This window comes from Acidovorax sp. JMULE5, from assembly GCF_013376875.1.
Lineage (GTDB): Bacteria > Pseudomonadota > Gammaproteobacteria > Burkholderiales > Burkholderiaceae_C > Acidovorax > Acidovorax facilis.
Window position 1 is genome coordinate 4,433,821 of sequence record NZ_CP035951.1, and the last position, 23,197, is coordinate 4,457,017.

Below are 23,197 nucleotides of genomic sequence, written 5' to 3' on the forward strand. Positions count from 1 at the left end.
CTCCGCTCCGAGGCTTACTTGCTGTCCTTGGTCACCAGCACCACATCCGTCTTCACCGTGGCGGGCAGCTGGTTCTGCGGCGTCTTGGCGGCCAGGGCCTTCTGTGCCAGTTCGATACCGAACACGGCCTGCTTGGCGGCGTACTGGTCGGCGGTGGCCAGCACGCGGCCGTCGGCCAGCATGGGCTTGATGGCGCCGATGTTGTCGTAGCCCACCACCTGCACCTTGCCGGTCTTGCCGGCAGCCTTCACGGCGGCCACGGCGCCCAGGGCCATGCTGTCGTTGCCGGCCAGCAGGGCAACCAGGTCAGGGTGCTCGCGCATCATGCCGGCGGCCACGGTGTTGCCCTTTTCGATCTCCCAGTTGCCGGACTGCACGCCCACCACGGTGATGTTGGCGGCCTTCATGGCGTCCTGGTAGCCCAGGGTGCGCTGCTGCGCATTGAAGGTGGTGGACACGCCTTCGATGATGCCGACCTTGTCACCGGCCTTCAGCGTCTTGGCCAGGTGGTCGCCCACCAGCTTGGCGCCTGCGCGGTTGTCGGGGCCCACGAAGGGCACGGTGATGTTCTTTTCCTTCAGCGCGTCGGCATCGAGCTGGTTGTCGATGTTGACCACGATGATGCCCTTGTCGATGGCGGACTTGACCACGGGCACCAGCGCCTTCGAATCCGCCGGGGCCAGCACGATGGCGCTGACCTTCTGCGCCATGGCTTGTTCGATCATCTTGATCTGTGCCGCCGTGTCGGTCTCGTTCTTGATGCCGTTGGCCACCAGCGTGTATTCCTTGGCATGGGCCTTCTGGTGCGCCTTGGCGCCGTCTTCCATGGTGCGGAAGAACTCGTTGGCCAGCGACTTCATGATGAGCGCGATCTTGGGCTTGTCCTGCGCAAACGCAGGGCTGGCCAGCAGGCTGCCCACAACGGCGAGGGCGGCGGCGGTCTGAACGGAACGGCGGGTGAACTGCATGGGTGTTGTCTCCAGGTTGGAATGTGGACAAAGGCAACGCTGAACAAGCCTCTCGCGCCCGGCGCATCCCTGGCTCAGGACGGTCTGCAGCGTTGCAAATCCTCGCGATAGCTACGGCTATCACTGTGGTTTGCGCCTTGCAGCCCATCCCGATCCAGGGCCCGCCGCATCGCGGAGGCTTATTCAGCGTCGCCCTAAGGCGACCGACAGCGTGGAGGGAAATCCCCGGCAGCGCCCCCAAAAAGGAGCGGCTACGGATGCCCGGTGCCTTGTCGCGATTGGGATGATAACGAAAGCAAACGTTTGCGCAAACGTTTGCTAATCAGTAAAAACCCGGAGATACAGACATTGGAACACCTGGTGCAGGCGGCCGACCTGCATGGTCGGAACCCAAGAAAAAGGGCGCCGAAGCGCCCTGGGGGAGGTGGCAGGGGGCGGCGCTTGGCGCGCTGCCCTTGTGAACAGCGTCAAGCCTTGCGCAATTCCCTGCGCAAGATCTTGCCCACGTTGCTCTTGGGCAGCTCGTCGCGGAACTCGATGTACTTGGGGCGCTTGTAGCCCGTGAGGTTCTGGTGGCAGTAGTTCGCCACTTCGTCCTCGGTCAGGGCTGGGTCGTTCTTGATGATGAACACCTTGATGGCCTCGCCCTGCTTCTCATCGGGAACGCCAATGGCCGCGCATTCGACCACGCCGGGGCACAGGCTGATGACCTGCTCCAGCTCGTTGGGGAACACGTTGAAGCCACTCACCAGGATCATGTCCTTCTTGCGGTCGATGATGCGGGTGTAGCCCTGCGGGTCCATGATGCCGATGTCGCCCGTGCGCATGAAGCCGTCGGGCGTGAAGGCCTTGGCGTTCTCTTCGGGCTGGTTGTAGTAGCCCACCATCACGTTGGGGCCGCGGATGCAGATCTCGCCCGACTCGCCCTGGGGCAGGCTGTTGCCTTCGTCGTCCTTGATGGCGATATCGATGCCCGGCAGCGGCAGGCCGATGTTGCCGCTGAAGGTGGTGCTGATCACCGGGTTGTTGGTGCCGATGGCGCAGGTCTCGCTCATGCCCCAGCCTTCGATCATGGTGCTGCCGGTGACCTTCTGCCACTGCTTGGCCGTGCCCTCGCTGGCCGCCATGCCCCCGGCCTGGGACACGCACAGGTGGGAGAAGTCCAGCGCCTTGAACTGCGGGTTTTGCAGCAGCGCGTTGAACAGCGTGTTCACCGCAGGCAGCATGTGGAAGGGGCGCTTCTTGAGTTCTGCCACGAACTTCGGAATGTCGCGCGGGTTCGGGATCAGCGTGAGGCTGGAGCCCTGGCGGATGGCCAGCAGGCACAGCGTGAGCGCGAAGATGTGGTACAGCGGCAGTGCGGCAATGCTGTTGGCCTTGGAGAGGTCGCCTACCTTGGACAGCGCGGGCGTGAACCACGCCTCGGCCTGCAGCGTGGCGGCCACGATGTTGCGGTGGGTGAGCACCGCGCCCTTCGACAGGCCCGTGGTGCCGCCGGTGTATTGCAGGAAGGCAATCGAATCCAGCGTGGCCTGGCTGGGCGCGAGCGATTTGTGTTCGCCCAGCGAAAGCGCCTTCTTGAACGTGACGACCTTGCGGCCGTTCGACAGGGGTAGGTCGTAGGCCGGCACCATCTTGGCCAGGTGGCGCACGGCAAAGGTGATCCATTTGCCAAACCAGAAGCCCAGCAGGTCACCCATGGAGGCCATCACCACATGCTTGACGGCCGTGTGGTCAATGACCTCGGCCAGCGTGTGGGCAAAGTTCTCCAGGATCACGATGGCCGTGGCGCCCGAGTCCTTGAGCTGGTGCTCCAGCTCGCGCGCGGTGTACAACGGGTTCACGTTCACGCAGGTGTAGCCTGCGCGCAGCACGGCGGCCATGGTCACGCCAAACTGCGGGATGTTGGGCAGCATGATGGCCACGCGCGCACCCGGCTCCAGCCCCAGGCTCTGCAGATAGGCCCCCAGCGCGGCCGAGCGGCGCTCCAGCTCGCCATAGGTCATCCACTGGTCCATGCAGACCGAGAACGGACTGGATGCGTGTTTGCGGAACGACTCTTCCAGCAGGTGGGCCACAGAGCGGTATTGCTCGGGCTTCACGTCGTGTGGGACGCCCGGGGGGTAGCTCTTGAGCCAGATCTTTTCCATGCGCTTGTTTCCTTGTGCTCGCCAAATGCCATTGATAGGTGGGCACAGATTGTGGAAGGCGGGCGCGTTGCGGGCTATCGGGCTTGTCCTAGTGTGTTGGCGAGCTGGGTCCCGCAGGTGACAGGATCGGCATCGAACAATTGGTCCATCAGCGCCCGCTCGCGTTGCTCGATTGTGGCCAGAAACTGCTCCACCCCGCCGCGCTGGCGAGCGAGCTGGCCGAAGGTGTCAAACCCCGCCTCCAGAAACCTCTGCAGCGCGCCCATGCCGGCCGCGTTGGCCGGGCCCCGCATCATGCGCAGCATCATCCGCAGGCCGGGCGTGCGGGTCAGGCGAGCCAAATCGGCGCCCATGGCCAGCACGCGCTGCAGCTGCTCTTGCCGGGCATGGCGCTGGCCCACGGTGCGCCATGCGGCGGTGTAGCGGGCGGCGTCGTTCGTTGCGTCGGCATGTGCCAGCCACGCGCGGCCCATGTCCTGGTCCAGCTCTTCGGTCTGCGCGTGCAGCACGGCCAGGGCCACGGCGGTGGTCACCACTGGCTGGGGGAACATGGTCTGCAGCGTGCCCGCAATGCGGCCAAACTGCAGGTCGCGGTCGGTGTAGTCGGTGTCGCTGTACAGCTCTTCCAGAAAGAACCGCGCGGCCGGCCCGAATGAAGGCGACTGCATCAGGTCTGCATAGGTGCCCCGAAAGCGCCGCGCCTGCAGGCTTTTGACGCAGCCCACCGCCGCCCCCAGCGCCGGGTCGCCCGTGCGGTGCAGGCGCAGGGCGGTCACGTCGGCGATGCAGTCGCGGATGGTCTGGGCGGCATCCATGGGGCGGGGTCCTTTCTGCGTTCTGCGGGGTGCGGTGTCAGGCTGTGGTCAGACCGCACAATGCGGCTGGTCAATTACAACATCTGCCCATCACCACCATGATCGCGCGCTGGCAACGAATCCTTCTTCTGTGCATCCTGCTGACTATGGCCGCTTGGCTCGTGTGGCAATGGCCCCATTCGCCTTTGCGCGCCGTGCTGGGGGGCTTGGCGCCGCTGTGTATGTACCTGGTGGTGATGGTGGTGGAGTTTGTGCTGATGCACATCACCAACCGTGCCGATGCTGCGCCCCGTGCTCGCCTGTCACAGGTTGTGGGTGCCTGGTGGGCCGAGGTGTGGGTGTCGCTGCAGGTTTTTTGCTGGCGCCAGCCGTTTCGCCACATGTCTGTGCCCGACTGGCTGCCCTCCAAGCCCACCGGAAAGCGCGGCGTGGTGCTGGTGCACGGCTTCATGTGCAACCGGGGCCTGTGGCTGCCGTGGTTTGCGCCATTGCAAGCACAGGGGCATGCCTATGTGGCGGTCAATCTGGAGCCGGTGATGGGATCGATTGACGCGTACGCTGACATCATCGAAGACGCTGTGCGCCAAGTGACGGCGGCCACGGGCCAGGCGCCGGTGTTGTTGTGCCACAGCATGGGTGGCTTGGCGGTGCGGGCGTGGCTGCGGGCGCACCAGGCCGATGGGCGGGTGCACCGGGTGCTGACGCTGGGCACGCCACATGGCGGCACGTGGCTGGGGCGCTTCAGCCGGGCGGTGAATGGGCGGCAGATGAGCTTGGCGGGGGACTGGGTGGTGGCGTTGCAGCGGGCGGAGCCGGCGGGGCGGGCTGCGTTGTTTACCTGCTGGTATTCGAACTGCGACAACATCGTGTTTCCGGCGACCACGGCGGCGTTGGTGGGGGCGGACAACCGGTTGGTGGAAGGGGTTGCGCATGTGGAGATGGCGTTTGACCCTGGGGTGATGGAGGCTTGTCTGGAGGAGATAGGTCGAGGGTGATTCTGTGGAGTTTTTGGCTGCTAGCGCCTGTCTATAAAGCGTTGGTAGCTATTGATTTTGTAGTGTGGTTTTGATTGTTGCGTCGGGTGTGGGCTGCACATCTGGCTGCGTGCCTGGTTCTAAGTCGGAGGCCGGGAGTCGCCCGGCGAGCGAGTAACTTTCTTTCGCGTCGCCGAAAGAAAGTCACCAAAGAAAGGGCGACCCCCAGTCTGCGACCCCTTCGCTGTGCGAAGGGGCAAACCTGCGTCGTGTCGGTTGCGGGGTGCGCCGTGGAACTCGCTTTGCTGCTACGCAGCGCCGCTCGGACAACCACGGCGAGTCAGATCACGAAGCATGGGCGCTTCGACGCCCATGCCACCCCACAATCGCCCCGCCGCAGGCGCAGCCAGCAGGGGGTGGACAGCCGAACAACCGAACAGCCGGACAGCCCTCGGGCCATCGCTGCGCTCGGCCTGGCCTGCGCAGCGCGTGGCGCTTGCGCCCGCGAGATGGGGCCGAGCGCAGCGCAGCGAAGCGATGGCCCGTGTGGATGTCCGCACCCCGGGTTCCCTTCAGGATGCGCCGAGGAGCGCAGCGGCCAGCGGATCAGGGCTCGCGATTGTTTGAGCGCAGTGAAACGAAGCGAGTTCGAGCGAGACCCCGCTGGACGCGAGCACCGCAGGTTGCCCGCAGCGAAGCGAAGGGACGCAGCCTGTAGGGTCGCCTTTTCTTTGGTGACTTTCTTTTGGCGAAGCAAAAGAAAGCCACTGCGCCGCCGGGCGCACACCCCGGCCTCCGCCTTCAACCCGAGCACGCCGCTTAATCTGCAAACAGGCGCGGGCACGCTCAGGCCGAACGGTCAGCAAAAATCAAATACTATAAAAAAAATAGCTATCAGCGCTTGATGAACAGGCGGTAGAGGCCAGTTTCATCTAAAGAATCAAGCCGCCACAGCCTCCCGCTCATCCGCCGCAAATTCCGGCAACCCCCGCAGCCGCTCATAGATCGGCGCAAAGTCCGCCGCCGTCATCTCAAACAACTGCTCAAAACTGTCGATCACAAAATACGTCTGCTGGTACGTATCGATCTTGTACTTCGTGCGCATCGTCCTCTCCAGCGCCAGCGGAATCCGCTGCGGCTCCGGGCTCTGGACCGAATACGCCAGCTCGCCCGACGAACTCAAAATCCCCGCCCCATACGCCCGCAACTCCCCCGCTTCGCGGATCAGCCCGAACTCGATCGTGTACCAGTACAAGCGGCTCAGCATCTCGCACGACCCCAGCCCCTGCGCCTTCAGCCCGCCCTGGCCGTAGCGCTGCACATAGTCGGCAAACACCGGGTTGAACAGCAGCGGCACATGGCCGAACAGGTCATGAAAAATGTCAGGCTCGACGATGTACTCGAACTCCTCGGGCTTGCGGATCCAGTCCGTCACCGGGAACTTGCGGTTGGCTAGCAATGTGAAAAACGGCACCTCAGGGATCAGCCCCGGCACGCCCACCAGCTCCCAGCCGGTCGCTTTGTAGAGGCGCTCGTTCACCTCTTCAAAACGCGGGATGCGGTCGCTCGCGCCCAGTGAGGGCAGGGCGTCGATGAACGCTTGGCTCGCCAGGCCCGGCAGCAGGGCGCGCTGGCGCTCGTACAGACGGCGGTAGGTGTCGTGGTCGGCGGCGGTGTAGGCCGCGTAGTCCTGCGGGCAGGTGTAGTCCGCGTTGGCGCGCGAATAGTCGCCACGCGGTGGGCGGGTGGATTGGCCATAGACGACAGGGGCTTGTCCCATTTTTTTCTCCTTTGCCGCCATGGTCGGCGCACCGCGACGGGGGTGCGCACCAGCCCACGCGGCTGCTAATCGATCTTGATCTTTGCGGCCCGGATCAGGAACTCGTACTTGCTGTTTTCCGAGCGCACAAACTGCGCAAACCCGTCGAGCGTCAGCTCTTCGGGCGTGATACCCATCTTCTTGAACTTCTCCTTGCCAGCGGGCGAATGCATCGCTGCCGAGAACGCATTGGCGTAGCGGCGCGCGTCGGCATCGGGCAGCGAGGCGGGCGCGAACAGGCCGAACCAGGTCGACACGTTGAAGCCCTGCACGCTGTCGTTGATGCTGGGCACGTTCGGCAGCGCCTCATTGCGGCTCAACGTGGTTACACCCAGCGCCAGCAGCTTGCCCGACTGGATCTGCGGCAACGCCGAGGCCAGGTTGTCAAACACCATCAGCACCTGGCCGGATTCCAGCGCGGCCAGCGCGGGCTTGGAGCCCTGGAAGGGCGTGTGGCCCATCTTGGTGTTGGTGAGCGACTTGAACATCTCGGCCGAGATGTGGCCGATACTGCCGTTGCCGCCCGATCCGTACTTGGCCTGGTCCGGGTTCTTCTTGAGGTACTGCACCAGCTCCGGCGTGGTCTTGATGCCTAGCTTGGCGGCCTGCGCCGCGCTTACCACCAGCACGTTGGGCGTGCGCGCCACGAGGGCGATGGGCTTGAAGTCCTTGAGCGCGTTGTAGGGGAAGTTCTTGTACAGCCAGGGATTGACGGCGTGGGTGGCCACGGCGCCCATCAGCACCTGGTTGCTGGTCTTGGGAGATTTGGCGACCTGGTCGGCACCTGTACTACCACCCGCCCCCGGTTTGTTCTCCACGGTAATGGAGCCAAGCTGGGCTGCAGCACCCTCGGCCACGATGCGGGCCGAGGTGTCCAGCGGACCACCAGCGGGGTAGGGAACCACGATGGTGAGCGGGGCAGAGGGGCTTTGGGCCATGGCAAAGGTGGCCACACAGGTCAGGCCAACACTGAACAGGGTGCTACGGAGCGACATCGGGATCCTTATGAGTTCCGGGGAGCGCGCAGTATAGGCACCTGTTCAGGGTTAACCCTGGATGTCTGATGACTTAGGCGTTCAGCACGCCACGGCGGATCTGGTCGCGCTCCAGCGACTCGAACAGCGCCTTGAAGTTGCCTTCGCCAAATCCGTCGCGGTAGTCCCCCTCGCGCTGGATGAATTCGAAGAACACCGGGCCCAGCATGGGGGTGGAGAAAATCTGCAGCAGCAGGCGGGGCGTGCCGTCGGCCGTGGTGCCGTCGAGCAGAATGCCGCGCGACTGCAACTCAGGCACCGGCTGGCCGTGGCCAGGCAGGCGGGTGTCCAGCATTTCGTAGTACACCTCGTTGGGCGCGGTGGCCAGGGGCACGCTGGCCATGCCCAGCTTGTCCACCACTTCCAGCAGGTTGTCGCAGATCAGCGCGATGTGCTGGATGCCTTCGCCGTTGAATTGCATCAAGAATTCTTCGATCTGGCCGCCGCCCTGCTTGGATTCTTCGTTCAGCGGGATGCGGATCTTGCCGTCGGGCGCCGTCATGGCCTTGCTGGTCAGGCCCGTGTATTCGCCCTGGATGTCGAAGTAGCGGATTTCGCGGAAGCCGAACAGCTTCTCGTAGAAATTGGCCCAGAAGCCCATGCGGCCGCGGTACACGTTGTGCGTGAGGTGGTCGATAAGGTTCAGGCCGTGGCCCACCGGGCGGCGGTCCACGCCTTCGATGAATTCGAAGTCGATGTCGTAGATGGACTTGCCGTCTTCAAACCGGTCGATCAAATACAGCGGCGCACCGCCAATGCCCTTGATGGCGGGCAGGCGCAGCTCCATGGGGCCGGTGGGAATCTCGATGGGCTGGGCGCCCAGCTCCAGCGCGCGGTTGTAGGCCTTGTGCGCATCCTTCACACGGAAGGCCAGGCCACAGGCGGAGGGGCCATGCTCGGCACCAAAGTAGGCGGCCTGGCTGTGGGGCTCGCGGTTCAGGATGAAGTTGATGCCGTTCTGGCGGTACAGCACCACATCCTTGGAGCGGTGCTTGGCGACCAGGGTGAAACCCAGCTTTTCGAACACGGCCTCCAGCACGCCGGGCTGGGGCGAGGTGAATTCGACGAACTCGAACCCCATCAGGCCCATGGGGTTGTCCCAGGCTTCGAGCTGGGCGGCGGTTTCTTGCGGCAAGGCGGCGTTCATGGGGTGTCTCCGGCATTCGTTGAGGAATGTCATGGACTGTAGGCGCGCCCTGCCTCATGTTTCTGGCGAAATCAAGAGGCTTTGGCCCCCGATTTGCAGGAATATTGTGAATGATCAAATTTCAGCGCATGACTAGGGCGCTGCTGAAGTGTGTGGCAGCTGTCTTTTGCGTACGGCCACCGGCCTCACGACCCTGGCGTTACGGGTGGCAGGCGCCGCAGCGCCAGGGCGGCGTCGATGCGCTGCTGCTCCTCGGCAGAGAAAAGCTGCTGGCGCAGTCGCTGTAGCGCGGGGCCTTCGCCTTGTTGGGCGCGCGCCTGGGTGTATTGGTCGAGCCGTTGCTGCCAGTGTTGTTCTTCCCGGTCGAGCTGGGCCATCGCGTGGGCGGCGGCCTCGCCGTATTGAGCACTGCGGGCCACGTGGCGGGTACGTTCGTCGGTGTTTTGCGCGTTGAACGCGGCGGTCTGGGAGGCGGCGTTCAGGTGTTCGGTGGTCGCGGCGCGCTCGGCGCGGCGTGCTGCGGGCAATTCATTCTCTGCATCGCGCAAGGCCTGGGCGCGCTGTTCAGCCGTGAGCTGGGGGTTGCGTTCGATTTCCAGGCGCGCCAGGGTGTAGCGGTCCAGCTCCGTCTCGCGGGCGAACAGGGCGTCGTGCTCGGGGCCGTCAAAAAACTGCTGGCGCACCTTGTGGCGCGCTTCCAGCGCCTCGCGCAGGGCCCCGGGGTCGTTCGGGTTCTGGGGAGGGCGCAGTTGGCCCAGGGCCACGCGGTAGTCCACATAGCGCTCGGCCAGCGCCAACGCCCGCGTGGCCAGGGCTGCCGGGAAGTGTTTGCCCACCAGCGCCGCCAGGCGTTGTTTGAGTGCGGCGGGGTCTGTCGCGCCGTCCTCCAGGGCTTCTGTGAGCAGCGCCTCCAGCGTGTCGCGCAGGCCGTGCACCAGCAGGGGGTCTTCACTGCGGTCGGGGTCGGTGGCGCGGCGGGTGGCAAAGAAGCTGCTCTCCATGGGCCGCGCCGACAGGGTCTTGCCTGCACCGCCGTTTGGCGCTGCGGCCGCGCCGGGCACCGAACGCGGGTCCACCGCGCCCGGCAGGCCTTGCTGCGAACCCGGCCACCACACCACGGCGGCCGTGGCGGCGACCAGGGCCACCCCTGCGGCGAAGGCGCGGGCGCGGTTCACGGCTTACAGGCCCTGTGCCTTGAGGCGGTTGGCGTGCTGGCGGTACAGTGTCACCGGGTCGGTGGAGAACCAGTCGCGCAGGCCCAGCAGTTGGTTCACTTCGTCGAGGTGGTTCTGCCGGTAGTCGCCCAGGTGTTTGCCCAGGCGCGAGGAGCAGGCCGACACCAGGCCGTCGTTGGCTTCGCCGAAGACCAGGCCCAGCACGCCCAGCAGGGCATCGCTGGCATCCAGCACGTTGGTCAGGGTCTTGGTGCCCGTCCAGGAGTAGTAGCGCACGCCGTTGACGAGTTCCGCGCCGCTGCCGCAGCCAGAGGTGGGCACGCCTTGCGGAAAGCGGCGGTTGAAGGCGGCGGAACCGGCGGTGGTGAGCGAGTCCAGCGCGGCGGTGGGCATCTGCGGCAGGCCCGAGCCGCCCGAAGTCAGGTTGATCAGCGCGACCAGCGCCGACGCCGCCCCGTTGGCGATGGTTTCTGAGACCGAACCTGCGGGTGCCACGCCACGCATGATGTCCGCCACCCGCGATCCCCGGTTGACCCCACCGACCGAGGTCACCGAGGCTACCTTGCCCGGCGCCACCCCAGCCACGTAGCGTGCCGTAGGCCCGCCGTGCGAATGCCCCACCAGGTTCACCTTGGCCGCGCCGGTGATGGCCAGGATGGTGTTCACCTGTGCGAGCAGCTGCTCACCCCGGACCTCGGTGCTGTTGGCGGCCGACACCTGGGCCACGTAGACCTTGGCGCCGCCCTGGCGCAGGGCGTCAGGGATGCCGTAGAAGTAGTCGACACCCAGGGCCGAATCAAACCCGAAAAGCCCGTGCACAAGCACGATGGGGTAGCGGGTCTGGGTGGTGCCCGTCTGGGCTTGCGCGCTGGCGCCGACGAGCAGCAATGCGGCGGTCGCGGCCAGAACAAATCGCCGCAAAAAGCGGCTGAGGAATCCGGTCATGCAGTTGTCTCCATAGGTATGTTTTTTGTATTCGCAAAAAAAGAACGACCGTTCGTTTTTGCGAGGTTTATTCTTCTTTTCTTCGTGTGGAGTCACTATCGGGACATACCCGAGCCTGCAATTCAGAAGGCGCGGAAAGTCAAAACTTCATAAAATCTTGCGCCATGCACGCTTTAAACGCACTCGACAAGCTGGACAGGGCCATCCTGCGCCGTCTGCAAGAAAATGGCCGGGAGACGTACGACGTCATCGGTGAGCAGGTGGGCCTGTCGCCCAGTGCGGTGTTGCGCCGCGTCAAGCGCCTGGAGGAAAGCCGCGTCATCGACCGGTACGTTGCATTGGTGCCCCCCGAGGCCGTGGGCCTGGGGCTGACGGCCTACCTCAACGTCCGGCTCGAAAAACACACCGAAAGCCACAAGCGCAACCCCATGGACCTGTTCCGCGCCAGCGTGCAGACCTGGCCCGAAGTGGTGGAGTGCGCGTCGCTCACGGGCGAGATGGACTACCTGCTGCGCGTGGTGGTGGCTGACATGGCGCACTACAGCCGGTTCATCATGGACACGCTGCTCAAACACCCCAGCGTGCAGGACTGCAAGACCAGTTTTGTGCTGGACCGTGTGAAGGCAACCACGGCCGTGCCTGTGTAGATGGGCTTGAGAACACGTTCTTAGGGTGCCGCGAGCGTGACACCCCATGTTGCCCCGTGCCCGCTGCCGCGATACCCTTGAGGGAAGCCGTTGGCGGAGGCGTCCGGCTTGCCAAGTGGGGCAGGGAGTGCGGTGTGGAACAGGTTTGAGCTACCTCACTAATTTGTTGCAATGCAGCATTTTTGCTGGAAATAATGAGGGAAAACCCTTATATTTGCAGCCATGATCGCAACCAAAGACTGGCTCAAGGCATCCTGGTATGCAGGCAGGGATATGCTGCGCCCGGTGATGGGCGAATCGCCTGCCCATGAAACTCGCATCAAGCAGGAGGTCCCCGTGATGGTTCCCATTCGTGCCCTGGGTCCCTCCTACCGGGAGCGGATCACCCAACATTTGCTCCAGCTGGAGCCCGCAGACCGCTACCTGCGTTTTGGCTACGCCGCCAACGACGAGCAGATCCGGCGCTATGCCGAGCAACTCGACTTCAACCGCGACGAGATCTTCGGCATCTACAACCGCCGCCTCGAACTGATCGCCATGGCGCATCTGGCCTTCTCGGAGCACCCAGAGTACAAGCATTGCGCCGAATTTGGCGTGTCGGTGCTCAAGCAGGCGCGTGGCCGGGGCTTCGGCGCACGCCTGTTCGAGCGGGCCGTGATGCATGCGCGCAATGAAGGTGTGAACATGGTTTTTATCCATGCGCTCTCCGAAAACACCGCCATGCTGAAAATTGCCCGCAAGGCCGGTGCCACCGTGCGGCGCGATGGTTCGGAGTCCGAGGCTTACCTCCAGATCGAACCGGCCAGCCTGGACACGCGCATGACCGAGATGGTCGAGCAGCAGTTCGCCGAGGTGGATTACCAGATCAAGAAACAGGCCAAGCAGTTCTGGGACTTTTTGGCCAGCGTGCAGGAAGTGCGCAGTGGCGTGCAACACGCGCGCCACCAATCTGCCGAATAGTTAGTCCCTCCATCCCAGGGTCGCGCTGCGCGGCCTGCAGGGCTTGCGTAGCGGGCCGTCACAACTATCCGCTATCCTAGGGGCCTGATTCACTACCGCACGTCGTGCACTCCAGTGTCTGACCCGCATCCCGCGCACCCCGGGCGACCACCCGAGAGGGAAGACAAGCGCACCTTCCTGCAGAAAGTGGCTGAGTTCATCCATCCGGGGCCAGACTCCACGGAAGAACTCATTGAGACCTTGGCCGAAGCCGAAGACAACCAGGTCATTGGGGCCGATTCGCGCGTGATGCTGGAGCGCGTCATCCGCATGGCCGACATGACGGCGGGCGACGTTATGGTGGCCGCCCCGCGCATGGACCTCGTCAACATCGACGCACCGTTTGACGAGATGCTGCACCTTGTCATCAACACCGCGCACTCGCGGTTTCCGGTGTACCAGGGCGAGCGCGAGAACATCATCGGCATCCTCATGGCCAAGGACCTGCTCAAGCTGCAGCGGGCGCCAGAGCTGAATATCCGCGCGCTGCTGCGCCCGGCCGCCTTTGTGCCCGAAAGCAAGGGCCTGAATGACCTGCTGCGCGAGTTTCGCGGCAACCGCAACCACCTGGCCATCGTGATCGACGAGTTTGGCCGCATGGCCGGGCTCATCACCATTGAAGACGTGCTCGAACAGATCGTGGGCGAGATCGAGGACGAGTTCGACATCCCCGAAGACGACGGCGACATCTTTGGCCTGGCCGACCGCACCTACCGGGTGAGTGGCGACACCTCGGTGGAGCGGGTGTGCGAGGCGTTTGATGTGCTGGTTCAGGGCAGCGACCCCCATGAAACCTTCGAAACCATCGGCGGCCTGATTGCCCACGAAATGGGCCATGTGCCCAAGCGCGGCGAGCACCTGCAGCTGGGCGGCTTGCACTTCGTCGTACTGCACACCAAGGGCGGCGCCGTGCGCTGGTTCAAGGTGTCCCGGGTCGAAGAAGCCAACGCCAGCGACTGATGGCCCGCGCTACCTCCACGCCGGGGCTGCCGCTCGCCCTGCAGGTGCTGCTGGTCGTGGCTGCCGGCGTTGCGCAGGCAGCCTCGCTGGCCTGGCCCTGGAGCGGTAAACCCCTGTGGTGGCTGCAGATCGCCTCCATGGCGGTGCTGGCCTGGCTGGTGCGACCACATGCCACGGTGTCTGTCTCCTGGCAGCGGGGCGCGGTCATCGGTGGCCTGTTTGCCACGGCCTGGCTGGCCGGGACCTTCTGGTGGCTTTTCATCTCCATGCACACCTACGGCGGGCTGGCAGCGCCGCTGGCCGTGGCCGCGGTGCTGGGGCTGGCGGCGTTCCTCGCCAGCTACTATGCGGCAATGTTGGGGCTTTTTTGCCGCCTGGCGCTCACCAGTAAAGCGCTAACAGCTATTATTTTTGGAGCATTCTGGCTGGTGGCCGAACTGGCGCGCGGAACCCTGTGGACGGGGTTCCCCTGGGGCGCTGGCGGTTATGCCCATGTGGATGGGCCGCTGGCGGCGCTGGCGCGCTACGTGGGGGTCTATGGCCTAGGGGCGGTTGCTGCAATGCTGGCGATGGGGCTGGTGCAAGTGCGGCGCGCCGACTTCCGTGGCTGGCGCCTGTGGGCGCTGCTGCTGGCGTTGGGGGCAGCGCTGGCCCTGGCCACGGTAGACCGCTTTTGTGCCATCCATCTCTGCTCCACACCCCTGCAGCGCCCCGCGCCTTCCCTGAGTCTGGAGCTTCTGCAGGGCAATATCCCGCAGGACGAGAAATTCCAGTCGGGCAGCGGCGTGCCGCTCGCACTGAAGTGGTATGCCGAAGCGCTGCGCGACGCCAAGGCCGACCTGGTGGTGGCCCCGGAAACCGCCATACCGCTGCTGCCCCAGCAGCTCATACCGGGCTATCTGGAAGGCATCCAGCAGCGCTACGCGCAGGGTCCGCAGGCCGCGCTGCTGGGCATTCCGCTGGGCGACGAGGCGCAGGGCTACACCAATTCGGTGCTTGGCATAAGCCCGGCCACCGGGGCCACACCCTATCGCTACGACAAACACCACCTGGTGCCGTTTGGCGAATTCATCCCGCCCTTTTTCAAATGGTTCACGGCCATGATGAACATTCCGCTGGGGGACTTCAACCGGGGTGTGGTGGGGCAGCCCTCCTTTGCCTGGGCGGGCCAGCGCATTGCGCCCAACATCTGTTACGAAGACCTTTTTGGCGAAGAGCTGGGTGCTCGTTTCATCGACCCGGCACAGGCGCCCACGGTGTTCGTCAACTTCAGCAACATTGGCTGGTTTGGCGATACCGTGGCCATTGACCAGCACCTGCAGATCAGCCGCATGCGTGCCCTGGAGTTCGAGCGCCCCATGGTGCGCGCCACCAACACCGGCGCCACCGCCATCATCGACCACCGGGGTGTGGTGACGCACCAGCTGGCGCGCACTACACGCGGCGTGCTCAAGGGCGAGGTGCAAGGCCGGGGGGTGGATGCGCAAAGTGGCTGGGCCATCACGCCCTACGCCTGGTGGGTGTCGCGCTGGGGCCTGTGGCCGCTCTGGATGTTCGGGGCGCTGGTGCTGGCACTTGCCGTGTGGGCGAGAAACAAGGACACGAGGGCGCGCCGCCATTGATCCAGGTCAGGCGCCGACAGGGCGCGGCGGGTGGCTTGGCAGGCCATTGTTTAGAGGCAGCTCCCTATGCCTTGATAATAGAGCCCCGCAAGACGGGGCTGTATTGCATACAACGATGATTTGAGGCGGGCCAACCGCTGTTCTGGAGCACGACTGAAAATGGCAGATTCCTTTTCCTACGAACAACTGATCGCCTCGGGCGAGGGCCGGCTGTTCGGCGCCGACAGCGGGCGCCTGCCGCTGCCGCCCATGCTGATGTTTGACCGCATCACGCACATCGACAGCGATGGTGGCGCGCACGGGCTGGGAAAGATCCGCGCCGAGCTCGATGTCAAACCCGACCTGTGGTTCTTTGCCTGCCACTTTCAGGGCGACCCGGTCATGCCCGGTTGCCTGGGGCTCGATGCCATGTGGCAGCTCATCGGTTTTTACCTGACCTGGCTGCAGCTGCCCGGCCGGGGCCGTGCGCTGGGTGCGGGCGAGGTCAAGTTCACGGGCGAAGTGGGCCCGGACGTGAAGCTCGTCACCTACGAAATCGACATCAAGCGCGTCATCAAGCGCAAGCTGGTCATGGCCATTGGCGATGCCCGCCTGCTGGCTGATGGCAAGGAAATCTATGTAGCCAATGACCTGCGCGTGGGCTTGTTCAAGCGCGAGGAAGACGGCAAGGACGCAGCATGACCACCAAGAAGCGCGTAGTCATCACCGGCGCGGGCATTGTCTCGTGCATTGGCAACGACCTGGCCACCGTGGAAGCCTCACTGCGTGAAGGCAAAAGCGGCATCAAGGCCGTCGGAAAATTCACCGAGCTGGGCCTGCGCAGCCAGGTGGGTGGTGCGCCTGAGATCGACATCGAGGCGCGCATCGACCGCAAGCAGCTGCGCTTCATGGGTGATGCGGCCGCGTATGCGCAGATCGCACTCGAAGACGCCATTGCCCAGGCGGGTCTCACCCCTGAACAGGTCAGCCACCCCCGCACTGGCCTCATCATGGGCTCGGGCGGCGGATCGCCTGCCAACCAGATTGAGGCGGCCGACACGCTGCGCGAAAAAGGCATCCGCCGCGTCGGGCCCTACCAGGTCACGCGCTGCATGAGCTCCACCGTGTCTGCCTGTCTGGCCACCAACTTCAAGGTCAAAGGCATCAACTACTCCATCACCTCGGCCTGCTCCACCTCGGCCCACTGCATCGGTGTGGCCGCGCAGCAGATTGCCTGGGGCATGCAGGACGTGATGTTTGCGGGTGGTGGCGAGGAATTAAGCTGGGGCATGTCGCTGCTGTTTGATGGCATGGGTGCCATGTCCAGCAAGTACAACGCCACGCCCGAGAAAGCCTCGCGCGCCTACGACGCGAATCGCGACGGTTTTGTGATTGCGGGCGGTGGCGGTGCCGTGGTGCTGGAAAGCCTGGAGCACGCCCAGGCGCGCGGCGCCACCATCCTGGCCGAAGTGGTGGGCTTTGGCGCCACCAGCGATGGCGAAGACATGGTGGCCCCCTCGGGCGATGGCGCCATTGCGTGCATGCAGCAGGCCATGGAAGGGCTCGACGCCCCCATCGACTACATCAACACCCACGGCACCTCCACGCCGGTGGGCGACATGCAGGAAGTGCGCGCCATGCGCGCCCTGTTTGGCGACAAGGTACCGCCGTTTTCGTCCACCAAGTCGCTCACGGGCCACTCGCTGGGTGCCACGGGTGTGCAAGAGGCCATCTACTGCGTGATCATGCTCAACAAGGGCTTCATCGCCGGTTCGGCCAACGTGGAGACGCCCGACCCGGCACTGGGTGACATGCCCCTGGTTACGCAAACGCGCGATGCGCAGCTGACCACGGTGTTGTCCAACAGCTTCGGCTTTGGAGGCACCAACGCCAGCCTGGTGCTGCGCCGCTGGAACCACTGACCGCAGCCGTCCAACAGCTTCGGCTTTGGAGGCACCAACGCCAGCCTGGTGCTGCGCCGCTGGAACCACTGACCGCAGCCTGCCCACTGCAACGGCCTGCCTGTCTTTGGACATGCAGGCCGTTTTTCATGGGCTAGGAGGCTGCGCGGCAGAAGGCATCGAAGCGAAACGCGCGAAAACCGAGGATCGCGTGGAGCTACCGACAAGCCCAGGGTGGGCCCCTGGGCGCAGGAGGTAGTACCGCGTGAGACCGGTTTATCGCGCGTTGCAGCCGATGCTCCTTCTGTCGCGCAGGCTCCTAGCGCTTGGCAGGCTTGGGGTTGGGCTGCAGGGCCTCGTGCAGCAGGGTGGGCAGCATGGCCAGCATGCGCGTGGCCTGCAGACCTGGTGGCAAAGCCCTTGCGTGGTAGCTGTACAGCGACATGGGGGGCAGTTCGTGCAGCTCCTGCGCCACTATCTGCGCGGGGTCGAGCCCCTTGGCGGTGAGAAAGTCCACCACTGTCCAGCCCATGCCCCGGCGCACCAGTTCCAGCGCCAGGCGCGATGTCTGCACCTGGATGCCGGGCCCGGCGGGAGAGCCCAGCCGTTGCGCGAGTTCGTCAATCGCCTGGCGCATGGGGTCGTCGCCCACCAGGCGGATCACCGGCACCTGCGCCAGCCGCGCGCCCGGGCTGGCGGCACGGGGCGCACGTGCCCACACACTGGTCGCCACCGCCAGGTACAGCCTGCCGCTGACCAGCAGGTCGCTCGCAATTTGCGGGTGCGGGTGTTTGTAGAAGCCCAGGCAAAAGTCCACGCTGCGCGTGAGCAGGGCCTGTGTCATCTGGTCCTGGTGGATGGTGCGCACCTCCACGCCCACCTGCGGATGCTGCTCGGCATGGTGTTGCAACAGGCGCGGCAGAAACTCGTGGGTGATTGACGGGATCGCCCCCAGGCGTACATCGCCCGAATCGCTGGTGGCCAGGTTGCGCGCAGTGCGCTTGAGTGCGTCCAGCTGCCGGTAGATGCCAGTGGATTCGGCCGCCAGCACCTGGGCCTCGGGGGTGGGGGTCAGGCCCGAAGGTGTGCGGTTGAACAGCCGGTAGCCCAGCTGCAGCTCGGTGTGCGCAATCGCCTTGCTGACCGCCGAGGGCGTGATGCACAGCAGGCGCGCCGCTGCGCTCATGTTGCCGGACTGCAGCACGGCCTGAAAAACTTCCAGTTGCCGCAGGTTCATTCCAGCGCTGCTCCGGTGTGTGTGCCCGTGCGACCTGAATAGTGGGAGCGGGTGGAGGTGTTGGGGGTGTGAGTGAAATTCATAAGGGTGGGTTAATTATTCCGCATGACTGTGTTCTGCTTTCTCATAGGATGCGGCACCGCTTCACGGGCGGGTTTTGCAAAGAGCGGCGCAACGCGCGTCGCCAACCCCCAAAAAATCAGGAGACACCCTCATGCGCATTTCTTCCTCCCCCACTGCCAGCCGCTGGCTCGCAGGCTTGCTGTTGTCGGCCGCGTCCGCCGTGGCCATGGCCCAGGCGGCCAAGCCCAATGTGGTGGTGCTGGCCACCGGCGGCACCATTGCAGGTGCTGGCGCCTCGGCCGCCAACAGCGCCACCTACGCTGCTGCCAAGGTGCCGGTCGATAAACTGCTGGCGGGCCTGCCCGAGCTGGCCAATGTGGCCAAGGTGTCCGGTGAGCAGGTGTTCCAGATCGCGTCTGAAAGCTTCACCAACGAGCACCTGCTGCGCCTCGGCCAGCGCGTGTCGGCCCTGGCCAAGCAGGCGGATGTGGACGGTATCGTCATCACCCACGGCACCGACACGCTGGAAGAAACCGCGTACTTCCTGAACCTCACCGTGCGCACCAACAAGCCCATCGTGGTGGTGGGCTCCATGCGCCCCGGCACGGCCCTGTCGGCCGACGGCGCGCTGAACCTGTATGACGCTGTGACCGTGGCCGCCAGCAAGGACGCCGCTGGCAAGGGCGTGCTGGTCACGATGAACGACGAGATCCAGAGTGGTCGCGACGTGAGCAAGACCATCAACATCAAGACCGAGGCTTTCAAGAGCCAATGGGGCCCACTGGGCATGGTGGTGGAAGGCAAGAACTACTGGTTCCGCGCCCCCGTCAAGCGCCACACCATGCAGTCGGAGTTCAACATCGACGACATCAAGGCCCTGCCTGCCGTGGACATCGTCTATGGCTACGGCAACATGAACACCACGGGCATTGAAGCCTACGGCAAGGCGGGCGTGAAGGCGCTGATCCACGCCGGTACGGGCAACGGCTCGGTGGCGGCACAGGCGGTGGATTCGCTCAAGGCACTGCGTGCTGCGGGCGTGCAGATCGTTCGCTCGGCCCGCGTGCCCGACGGTTTTGTGCTGCGCAATGCCGAGCAGCCTGACGACAAGTACGACTGGGTGGTGGCCCACGACCTGCGTCCCCAAAAGGCCCGCATCCTGGCCATGGTGGCCCTGACGAAGACCAACGACAGCAAGGAACTGCAGCGCATTTTCTGGGAGTATTGAAGCACCCCCTGAGGCGCTGCGCGCCTTCCCCCTGAAGGGGGACGCCCCCAGCGCGGCGGGGCGGCCCTTGCGCGGGGGCACTCGCCCAGGCAGCGCCCTGTGGTGGCGCTGCGGCCAGTGCGATGGATAGTTGATTTGACTTGGCGCACAACATGTGCGCCGACGGGCTACCCGCAAAGGTGGTCACCGGTACGCACCGGCTTATAGCTTGCGTGACTGGTTGGGAAGGCTGGTGCTCCAAAAGGGCTCCGGCCTTTTTTCATGGGCGCGGGCCGATGTTGCTGGCGCAGCCGCAGCACGTGCGGCTGCGCGCCGTAAAATCACCGGTTTGCGCGCGCGAGGCCCGTCCTTGCTACCTTTGGGGTGGCAGGCGCCGGGGCTGGCATCCGCACCGCCTTTTCTTCTTTTTCCCCTTACTTGCCCGGCCCTGGCTTGCCAGTGCCTCAGCCACAGACGCCATGTTGACATTCCAGCAAATCATTTTGAAGCTGCAGTCCTACTGGGACGCGCAGGGTTGCGCCCTTTTGCAACCCTATGACATGGAAGTGGGCGCCGGCACCTCGCACACCGCCACCTTCCTGCGCGCCATCGGCCCCGAGCCCTGGAAGGCCGCCTACGTGCAGCCCAGCCGCCGCCCCAAGGACGGCCGCTACGGCGAGAACCCCAACCGCCTGCAGCACTACTACCAGTACCAGGTGGTGCTCAAGCCCGCGCCAGCCAACATTCTGGAGCTGTACCTGGGCTCGCTCGAAGCCCTTGGGTTTGATCTCAAGAAGAACGACATCCGCTTCGTGGAAGACGACTGGGAAAACCCCACGCTCGGCGCCTGGGGCCTGGGCTGGGAGGTGTGGCTCAACGGCATGGAAGTCACGCAGTTCACCTACTTCCAGCAGGTCGGCGGCATCGACTGCAAGCCCGCCACGGGCGAGATCACCTACGGCCTGGAGCGCCTGGCCATGTACCTGCAGGGCGTGGACAACGTCTACAACCTGAAGTGGACCGACACCCTGAGCTACGGTGACGTGTACAAGCAAAACGAGGTGGAGCAGTCCACCTACAACTTCGAGCACAGCGACGCGGACTTTTTGTTCACCGCCTTCAACGCGCACGAAAAGCAGGCCAAGTACCTGATGGAGCAGCAGCTGGCGTTGCCCGCGTATGAGCAGGTGCTCAAGGCCGCACACAGCTTCAACCTGCTGGATGCGCGCGGCGCCATCAGCGTGACCGAGCGTGCCGCCTACATCGGCCGCATCCGCAACCTGGCCCGCGCTGTGGCGCAGAGCTACTACGAAAGCCGTGAGCGCCTGGGCTTCCCGATGGCGCCCCGCGAGTGGGTGGAACAGATGACGAAGAAGGCTGCGTGAGCGCGCGGAAAGAACAAGAACATGACGACCCAAAACCTCCTCGTTGAACTGTTTGTCGAAGAACTGCCGCCCAAGGCGCTGCAAAAGCTGGGCGATGCCTTCGCCACCGTGCTGGGCGACCAGCTCAAGGCCCAGGGCCTGGCGACGGCTGCCTCGGTAGTCACGCCCTTTGCCTCGCCCCGCCGCCTGGCCGCGCATGTGACCGCCGTGGCCGACAAGGCCGCTGACAAGGCCGTGCAGCAAAAGCTGATGCCCGTGACCGTGGGCCTGGACGCCAGCGGCGACGCCACGCCTTCGCTGCTGAAAAAGCTGCAGGCGCTGGGCGCCGATGTGTCCAACCCCGTAGCCGCTGTGGCTGCCTTGAAGCGCGCGCAGGACGGCAAGGCCGAAGCCCTGTTCTACGACAGCGTTGTGCCCGGTGCCACGTTGGCGGCTGGCCTGCAAAGGGCGCTGGATGAAGCCATCGCCAAGCTCCCCATCCCCAAGGTGATGAGCTACCAGCTCGAAACCGACTGCGAGCTGCCCGGCTGGACCAGCGTGAATTTTGTGCGCCCCGCACACGGTCTGGTGGCGCTGCACGGCAGCACCGTGGTGCCCGTGAAGGCACTGGGCCTGACGGCTGGCAACAGCACCACCGGCCACCGTTTTGAAGCCGCCGTGTCGCCCGTGGTGCTGGCCGATGCCGACAGCTACGCCGCCACCCTGAAGAAGGACGGCGCCGTGATCGCCAGCTTTGCCGAGCGCAAGGCCGAGATCGCGCGCCAGCTGGCCGCTGCTGCCGCAAAGGTCGGCAATGGCGCCCGTCCCATCGAAGACGAAGCGCTGCTGGACGAGGTGACCGCGCTGGTCGAGCGGCCCAACGTGGTCATCTGCCAGTTTGAAGAGCAGTTCCTGGGCGTGCCACAAGAGTGCCTCATCCTCACGATGAAGGCCAACCAGAAGTACTTCCCGCTGCTGGACGCCGCAGGCAAGCTGACCAACAAGTTCCTGGTGGTCAGCAACATCAGCCCCGAAGACACGAGCTTTGTGACCGGCGGCAACGAGCGCGTGGTGCGCCCGCGCTTGGCCGATGCCAAGTTTTTCTTTGATCAGGACCGCAAGAAGACCCTGGCCTCGCGCGTCGAGAGTCTGGGTAAGGTCGTGTACCACAACAAGCTAGGCACGCAGGGTGAACGCGTGGAGCGCGTGCGGGCCATTGCCAAGGCCATTGCCACGCAACTGGGCGACGCTGCTCTGGTGGCCGATGCCGACCTGGCCGCGCAACTGGCCAAGACCGACCTCGTGACCGACATGGTGGGCGAATTCCCTGAGCTGCAGGGCATCATGGGCGGCTACTACGCACTCAACGACGGCCTGGGCGAGACCGTGGCGCACGCCATCGAAGACCACTACAAGCCCCGCTTTGCGGGCGACATGCTGCCGCGCAACACCGCTGGCGTCGTGGTGGCCCTGGCCGACAAGCTGGAAACCCTGGTGGGCATGTTTGGCATTGGCAACCTGCCCACGGGTGACCGCGACCCGTTTGCGCTGCGCCGCCATGCGCTGGGCGTGATCCGCATGCTGGTCGAGAAGGATCTGCCGCTGGAGATGAATGCGCTGCTGGCTGGTGCCGTGCCCGCCTTTGGCGACAAGATCACCGATGCTTCAGCGGCCCTGGCCGACTTCATCTACGACCGCCTCGCCGGCAGCCTGCGTGAGCAGGGCTACAGCGCCCAGGAAGTCGACGCGGTGCTGGCCCTGCGTCCGCAGCGCCTGGCACTGGTCGAAAAGCAACTGGCCGCAGTGCGTGCCTTCGCCGCCTTGCCCGAAAGCCCCGCCCTCGCTGCCGCCAACAAGCGCGTTGGCAATATCCTTAAAAAGGCCGAGGTCGAAGGCCCGGTGGATGCCCACGTCAACCCCGAGTTGCTGCAGGAAAAAGCCGAGCAGGACCTCTACGCTGCCCTGCAGCGCTTCGTGCCCGAAGCCAACGCCCAGTTCGATGCTGGCGACTACACCGCATCGCTGCAGACCCTGGCCGTGCTGCGCGCGCCGGTGGATGCGTTCTTTGACGATGTGATGGTCAACGCCGAGCAGCTGGATGTGCGGATGAATCGCCTGGGCCTGCTCAAGATGCTGCACAACGCGATGAACCGCGTGGCCGACCTGTCCCGCCTGGCGGTTTGACCGGTTT

19 protein-coding genes are annotated in these 23,197 nt (G+C 64.7%); 10 read left to right on the plus strand and 9 right to left on the minus strand.

Annotated elements, in window-relative coordinates; genetic code table 11:
* Positions 1-14 precede the first annotated feature (14 nt).
* From EXV95_RS20205 to EXV95_RS20215, 3 genes are all read right to left on the minus strand, one after another.
* Positions 15-968 (minus strand): sugar ABC transporter substrate-binding protein, encoded by a 954-nt coding sequence (locus tag EXV95_RS20205; RefSeq protein ID WP_176888220.1) that lies wholly within the window; start codon positions 966-968, stop codon positions 15-17.
* Positions 969-1,435: 467 nt separating this feature from the next.
* Positions 1,436-3,118 carry an AMP-binding protein gene (locus tag EXV95_RS20210; RefSeq protein WP_176888221.1) on the minus strand — a complete coding sequence of 561 codons (1,683 nt, stop codon included), beginning with the start codon at positions 3,116-3,118 and terminating at the stop codon, positions 1,436-1,438.
* A 74-nt stretch (positions 3,119-3,192) separates the two neighbouring features.
* Complete coding sequence (locus EXV95_RS20215; protein ID WP_176888222.1) at positions 3,193-3,933, minus strand: hypothetical protein; 741 nt, start codon at positions 3,931-3,933, stop codon at positions 3,193-3,195.
* Between the two features lie 98 nt (positions 3,934-4,031).
* On the opposite strand from EXV95_RS20215, the gene EXV95_RS20220 reads away from it, so the two are divergent.
* Positions 4,032-4,928: a triacylglycerol lipase gene (locus EXV95_RS20220; protein ID WP_176888223.1), complete on the plus strand. Its 897-nt coding sequence runs from the start codon at positions 4,032-4,034 to the stop codon at positions 4,926-4,928.
* Positions 4,929-5,847: 919 nt separating this feature from the next.
* On the opposite strand, the gene phhA is transcribed toward EXV95_RS20220, so the two are convergent.
* The 5 genes from phhA to EXV95_RS20245 form a co-directional block, all read right to left on the minus strand.
* Positions 5,848-6,687, minus strand: coding sequence for a phenylalanine 4-monooxygenase (phhA, locus tag EXV95_RS20225; protein ID WP_055396883.1), 840 nt, complete (start codon positions 6,685-6,687; stop codon positions 5,848-5,850).
* 65 nt (positions 6,688-6,752) lie between these two features.
* Positions 6,753-7,721 (minus strand): tripartite tricarboxylate transporter substrate binding protein, encoded by a 969-nt coding sequence (locus EXV95_RS20230; RefSeq protein WP_176888224.1) that lies wholly within the window; start codon positions 7,719-7,721, stop codon positions 6,753-6,755.
* A gap of 73 nt (positions 7,722-7,794) precedes the next feature.
* Positions 7,795-8,907: a 4-hydroxyphenylpyruvate dioxygenase gene (gene hppD / locus EXV95_RS20235; protein ID WP_176888225.1), complete on the minus strand. Its 1,113-nt coding sequence runs from the start codon at positions 8,905-8,907 to the stop codon at positions 7,795-7,797.
* A 185-nt stretch (positions 8,908-9,092) separates the two neighbouring features.
* Positions 9,093-10,082: a lipase secretion chaperone gene (locus EXV95_RS20240; RefSeq protein ID WP_176888226.1), complete on the minus strand. Its 990-nt coding sequence runs from the start codon at positions 10,080-10,082 to the stop codon at positions 9,093-9,095.
* 3 nt (positions 10,083-10,085) lie between these two features.
* Positions 10,086-11,027: a triacylglycerol lipase gene (locus tag EXV95_RS20245; RefSeq protein ID WP_055396875.1), complete on the minus strand. Its 942-nt coding sequence runs from the start codon at positions 11,025-11,027 to the stop codon at positions 10,086-10,088.
* Between the two features lie 164 nt (positions 11,028-11,191).
* Here EXV95_RS20245 and EXV95_RS20250 point away from each other — a divergent pair, with 164 nt between their 5' ends.
* From EXV95_RS20250 to fabB, 6 genes are all read left to right on the plus strand, one after another.
* Positions 11,192-11,674, plus strand: coding sequence for an Lrp/AsnC family transcriptional regulator (locus tag EXV95_RS20250; protein WP_176888227.1), 483 nt, complete (start codon positions 11,192-11,194; stop codon positions 11,672-11,674).
* Between the two features lie 222 nt (positions 11,675-11,896).
* Positions 11,897-12,634, plus strand: a complete 738-nt coding sequence (locus tag EXV95_RS20255) for a GNAT family N-acetyltransferase (RefSeq protein ID WP_176888228.1) — start codon at positions 11,897-11,899, stop codon at positions 12,632-12,634.
* 114 nt (positions 12,635-12,748) lie between these two features.
* On the plus strand, positions 12,749-13,633 hold the full coding sequence (locus EXV95_RS20260; protein WP_176888229.1) for an HlyC/CorC family transporter: 885 nt from the start codon (positions 12,749-12,751) through the stop codon (positions 13,631-13,633).
* A complete protein-coding gene (gene lnt / locus EXV95_RS20265) occupies positions 13,633-15,255 on the plus strand; it encodes an apolipoprotein N-acyltransferase (RefSeq protein ID WP_176888230.1) in 1,623 nt (540 codons plus the stop codon). The genes EXV95_RS20260 and lnt overlap by 1 nt, the downstream gene beginning before the upstream one ends.
* 159 nt (positions 15,256-15,414) lie before the next feature.
* Entirely contained in the window at positions 15,415-15,936 is a 522-nt protein-coding gene (gene fabA, locus EXV95_RS20270; protein ID WP_008907199.1) for a 3-hydroxyacyl-[acyl-carrier-protein] dehydratase FabA, read from the plus strand.
* On the plus strand, positions 15,933-17,156 hold the full coding sequence (fabB, locus tag EXV95_RS20275; RefSeq protein WP_176888231.1) for a beta-ketoacyl-ACP synthase I: 1,224 nt from the start codon (positions 15,933-15,935) through the stop codon (positions 17,154-17,156). Before fabA ends, fabB begins: the two co-directional genes overlap by 4 nt.
* A 298-nt stretch (positions 17,157-17,454) precedes the next feature.
* Here the strand turns inward: fabB and EXV95_RS20280 are convergent, their stop codons facing one another.
* Positions 17,455-18,372 (minus strand): LysR family transcriptional regulator, encoded by a 918-nt coding sequence (locus tag EXV95_RS20280; RefSeq protein ID WP_176888232.1) that lies wholly within the window; start codon positions 18,370-18,372, stop codon positions 17,455-17,457.
* A gap of 214 nt (positions 18,373-18,586) precedes the next feature.
* Here EXV95_RS20280 and EXV95_RS20285 point away from each other — a divergent pair, with 214 nt between their 5' ends.
* From EXV95_RS20285 to glyS, 3 genes are all read left to right on the plus strand, one after another.
* Positions 18,587-19,663, plus strand: a complete 1,077-nt coding sequence (locus tag EXV95_RS20285) for an asparaginase (protein ID WP_176888233.1) — start codon at positions 18,587-18,589, stop codon at positions 19,661-19,663.
* Positions 19,664-20,121: 458 nt separating this feature from the next.
* Entirely contained in the window at positions 20,122-21,027 is a 906-nt protein-coding gene (gene glyQ, locus EXV95_RS20290) for a glycine--tRNA ligase subunit alpha (RefSeq protein WP_010462637.1), read from the plus strand.
* Positions 21,028-21,048: 21 nt separating this feature from the next.
* Positions 21,049-23,190 (plus strand): glycine--tRNA ligase subunit beta, encoded by a 2,142-nt coding sequence (glyS, locus tag EXV95_RS20295; protein ID WP_176888234.1) that lies wholly within the window; start codon positions 21,049-21,051, stop codon positions 23,188-23,190.
* The last annotated feature ends 7 nt before the right edge of the window (positions 23,191-23,197 follow it).

Bases quoted from the DNA above. Each gene is read 5' to 3' on its own strand.
- EXV95_RS20205 (WP_176888220.1), bottom strand. From the start codon at position 968: ATGCAGTTCACCCGCCGTTCCGTTCAGACCGCCGCCGCCCTCGCCGTT.
- EXV95_RS20210 (WP_176888221.1), bottom strand. From the start codon at position 3,118: ATGGAAAAGATCTGGCTCAAGAGCTACCCCCCGGGCGTCCCACACGAC.
- EXV95_RS20215 (WP_176888222.1), bottom strand. From the start codon at position 3,933: ATGGATGCCGCCCAGACCATCCGCGACTGCATCGCCGACGTGACCGCC.
- EXV95_RS20220 (WP_176888223.1), top strand. From the start codon at position 4,032: ATGATCGCGCGCTGGCAACGAATCCTTCTTCTGTGCATCCTGCTGACT.
- phhA (WP_055396883.1), bottom strand. From the start codon at position 6,687: ATGGGACAAGCCCCTGTCGTCTATGGCCAATCCACCCGCCCACCGCGT.
- EXV95_RS20230 (WP_176888224.1), bottom strand. From the start codon at position 7,721: ATGTCGCTCCGTAGCACCCTGTTCAGTGTTGGCCTGACCTGTGTGGCC.
- hppD (WP_176888225.1), bottom strand. From the start codon at position 8,907: ATGAACGCCGCCTTGCCGCAAGAAACCGCCGCCCAGCTCGAAGCCTGG.
- EXV95_RS20245 (WP_055396875.1), bottom strand. From the start codon at position 11,027: ATGACCGGATTCCTCAGCCGCTTTTTGCGGCGATTTGTTCTGGCCGCG.
- EXV95_RS20250 (WP_176888227.1), top strand. From the start codon at position 11,192: ATGCACGCTTTAAACGCACTCGACAAGCTGGACAGGGCCATCCTGCGC.
- EXV95_RS20255 (WP_176888228.1), top strand. From the start codon at position 11,897: ATGATCGCAACCAAAGACTGGCTCAAGGCATCCTGGTATGCAGGCAGG.
- lnt (WP_176888230.1), top strand. From the start codon at position 13,633: ATGGCCCGCGCTACCTCCACGCCGGGGCTGCCGCTCGCCCTGCAGGTG.
- fabA (WP_008907199.1), top strand. From the start codon at position 15,415: ATGGCAGATTCCTTTTCCTACGAACAACTGATCGCCTCGGGCGAGGGC.
- fabB (WP_176888231.1), top strand. From the start codon at position 15,933: ATGACCACCAAGAAGCGCGTAGTCATCACCGGCGCGGGCATTGTCTCG.
- EXV95_RS20280 (WP_176888232.1), bottom strand. From the start codon at position 18,372: ATGAACCTGCGGCAACTGGAAGTTTTTCAGGCCGTGCTGCAGTCCGGC.
- EXV95_RS20285 (WP_176888233.1), top strand. From the start codon at position 18,587: ATGCGCATTTCTTCCTCCCCCACTGCCAGCCGCTGGCTCGCAGGCTTG.
- glyQ (WP_010462637.1), top strand. From the start codon at position 20,122: ATGTTGACATTCCAGCAAATCATTTTGAAGCTGCAGTCCTACTGGGAC.
- glyS (WP_176888234.1), top strand. From the start codon at position 21,049: ATGACGACCCAAAACCTCCTCGTTGAACTGTTTGTCGAAGAACTGCCG.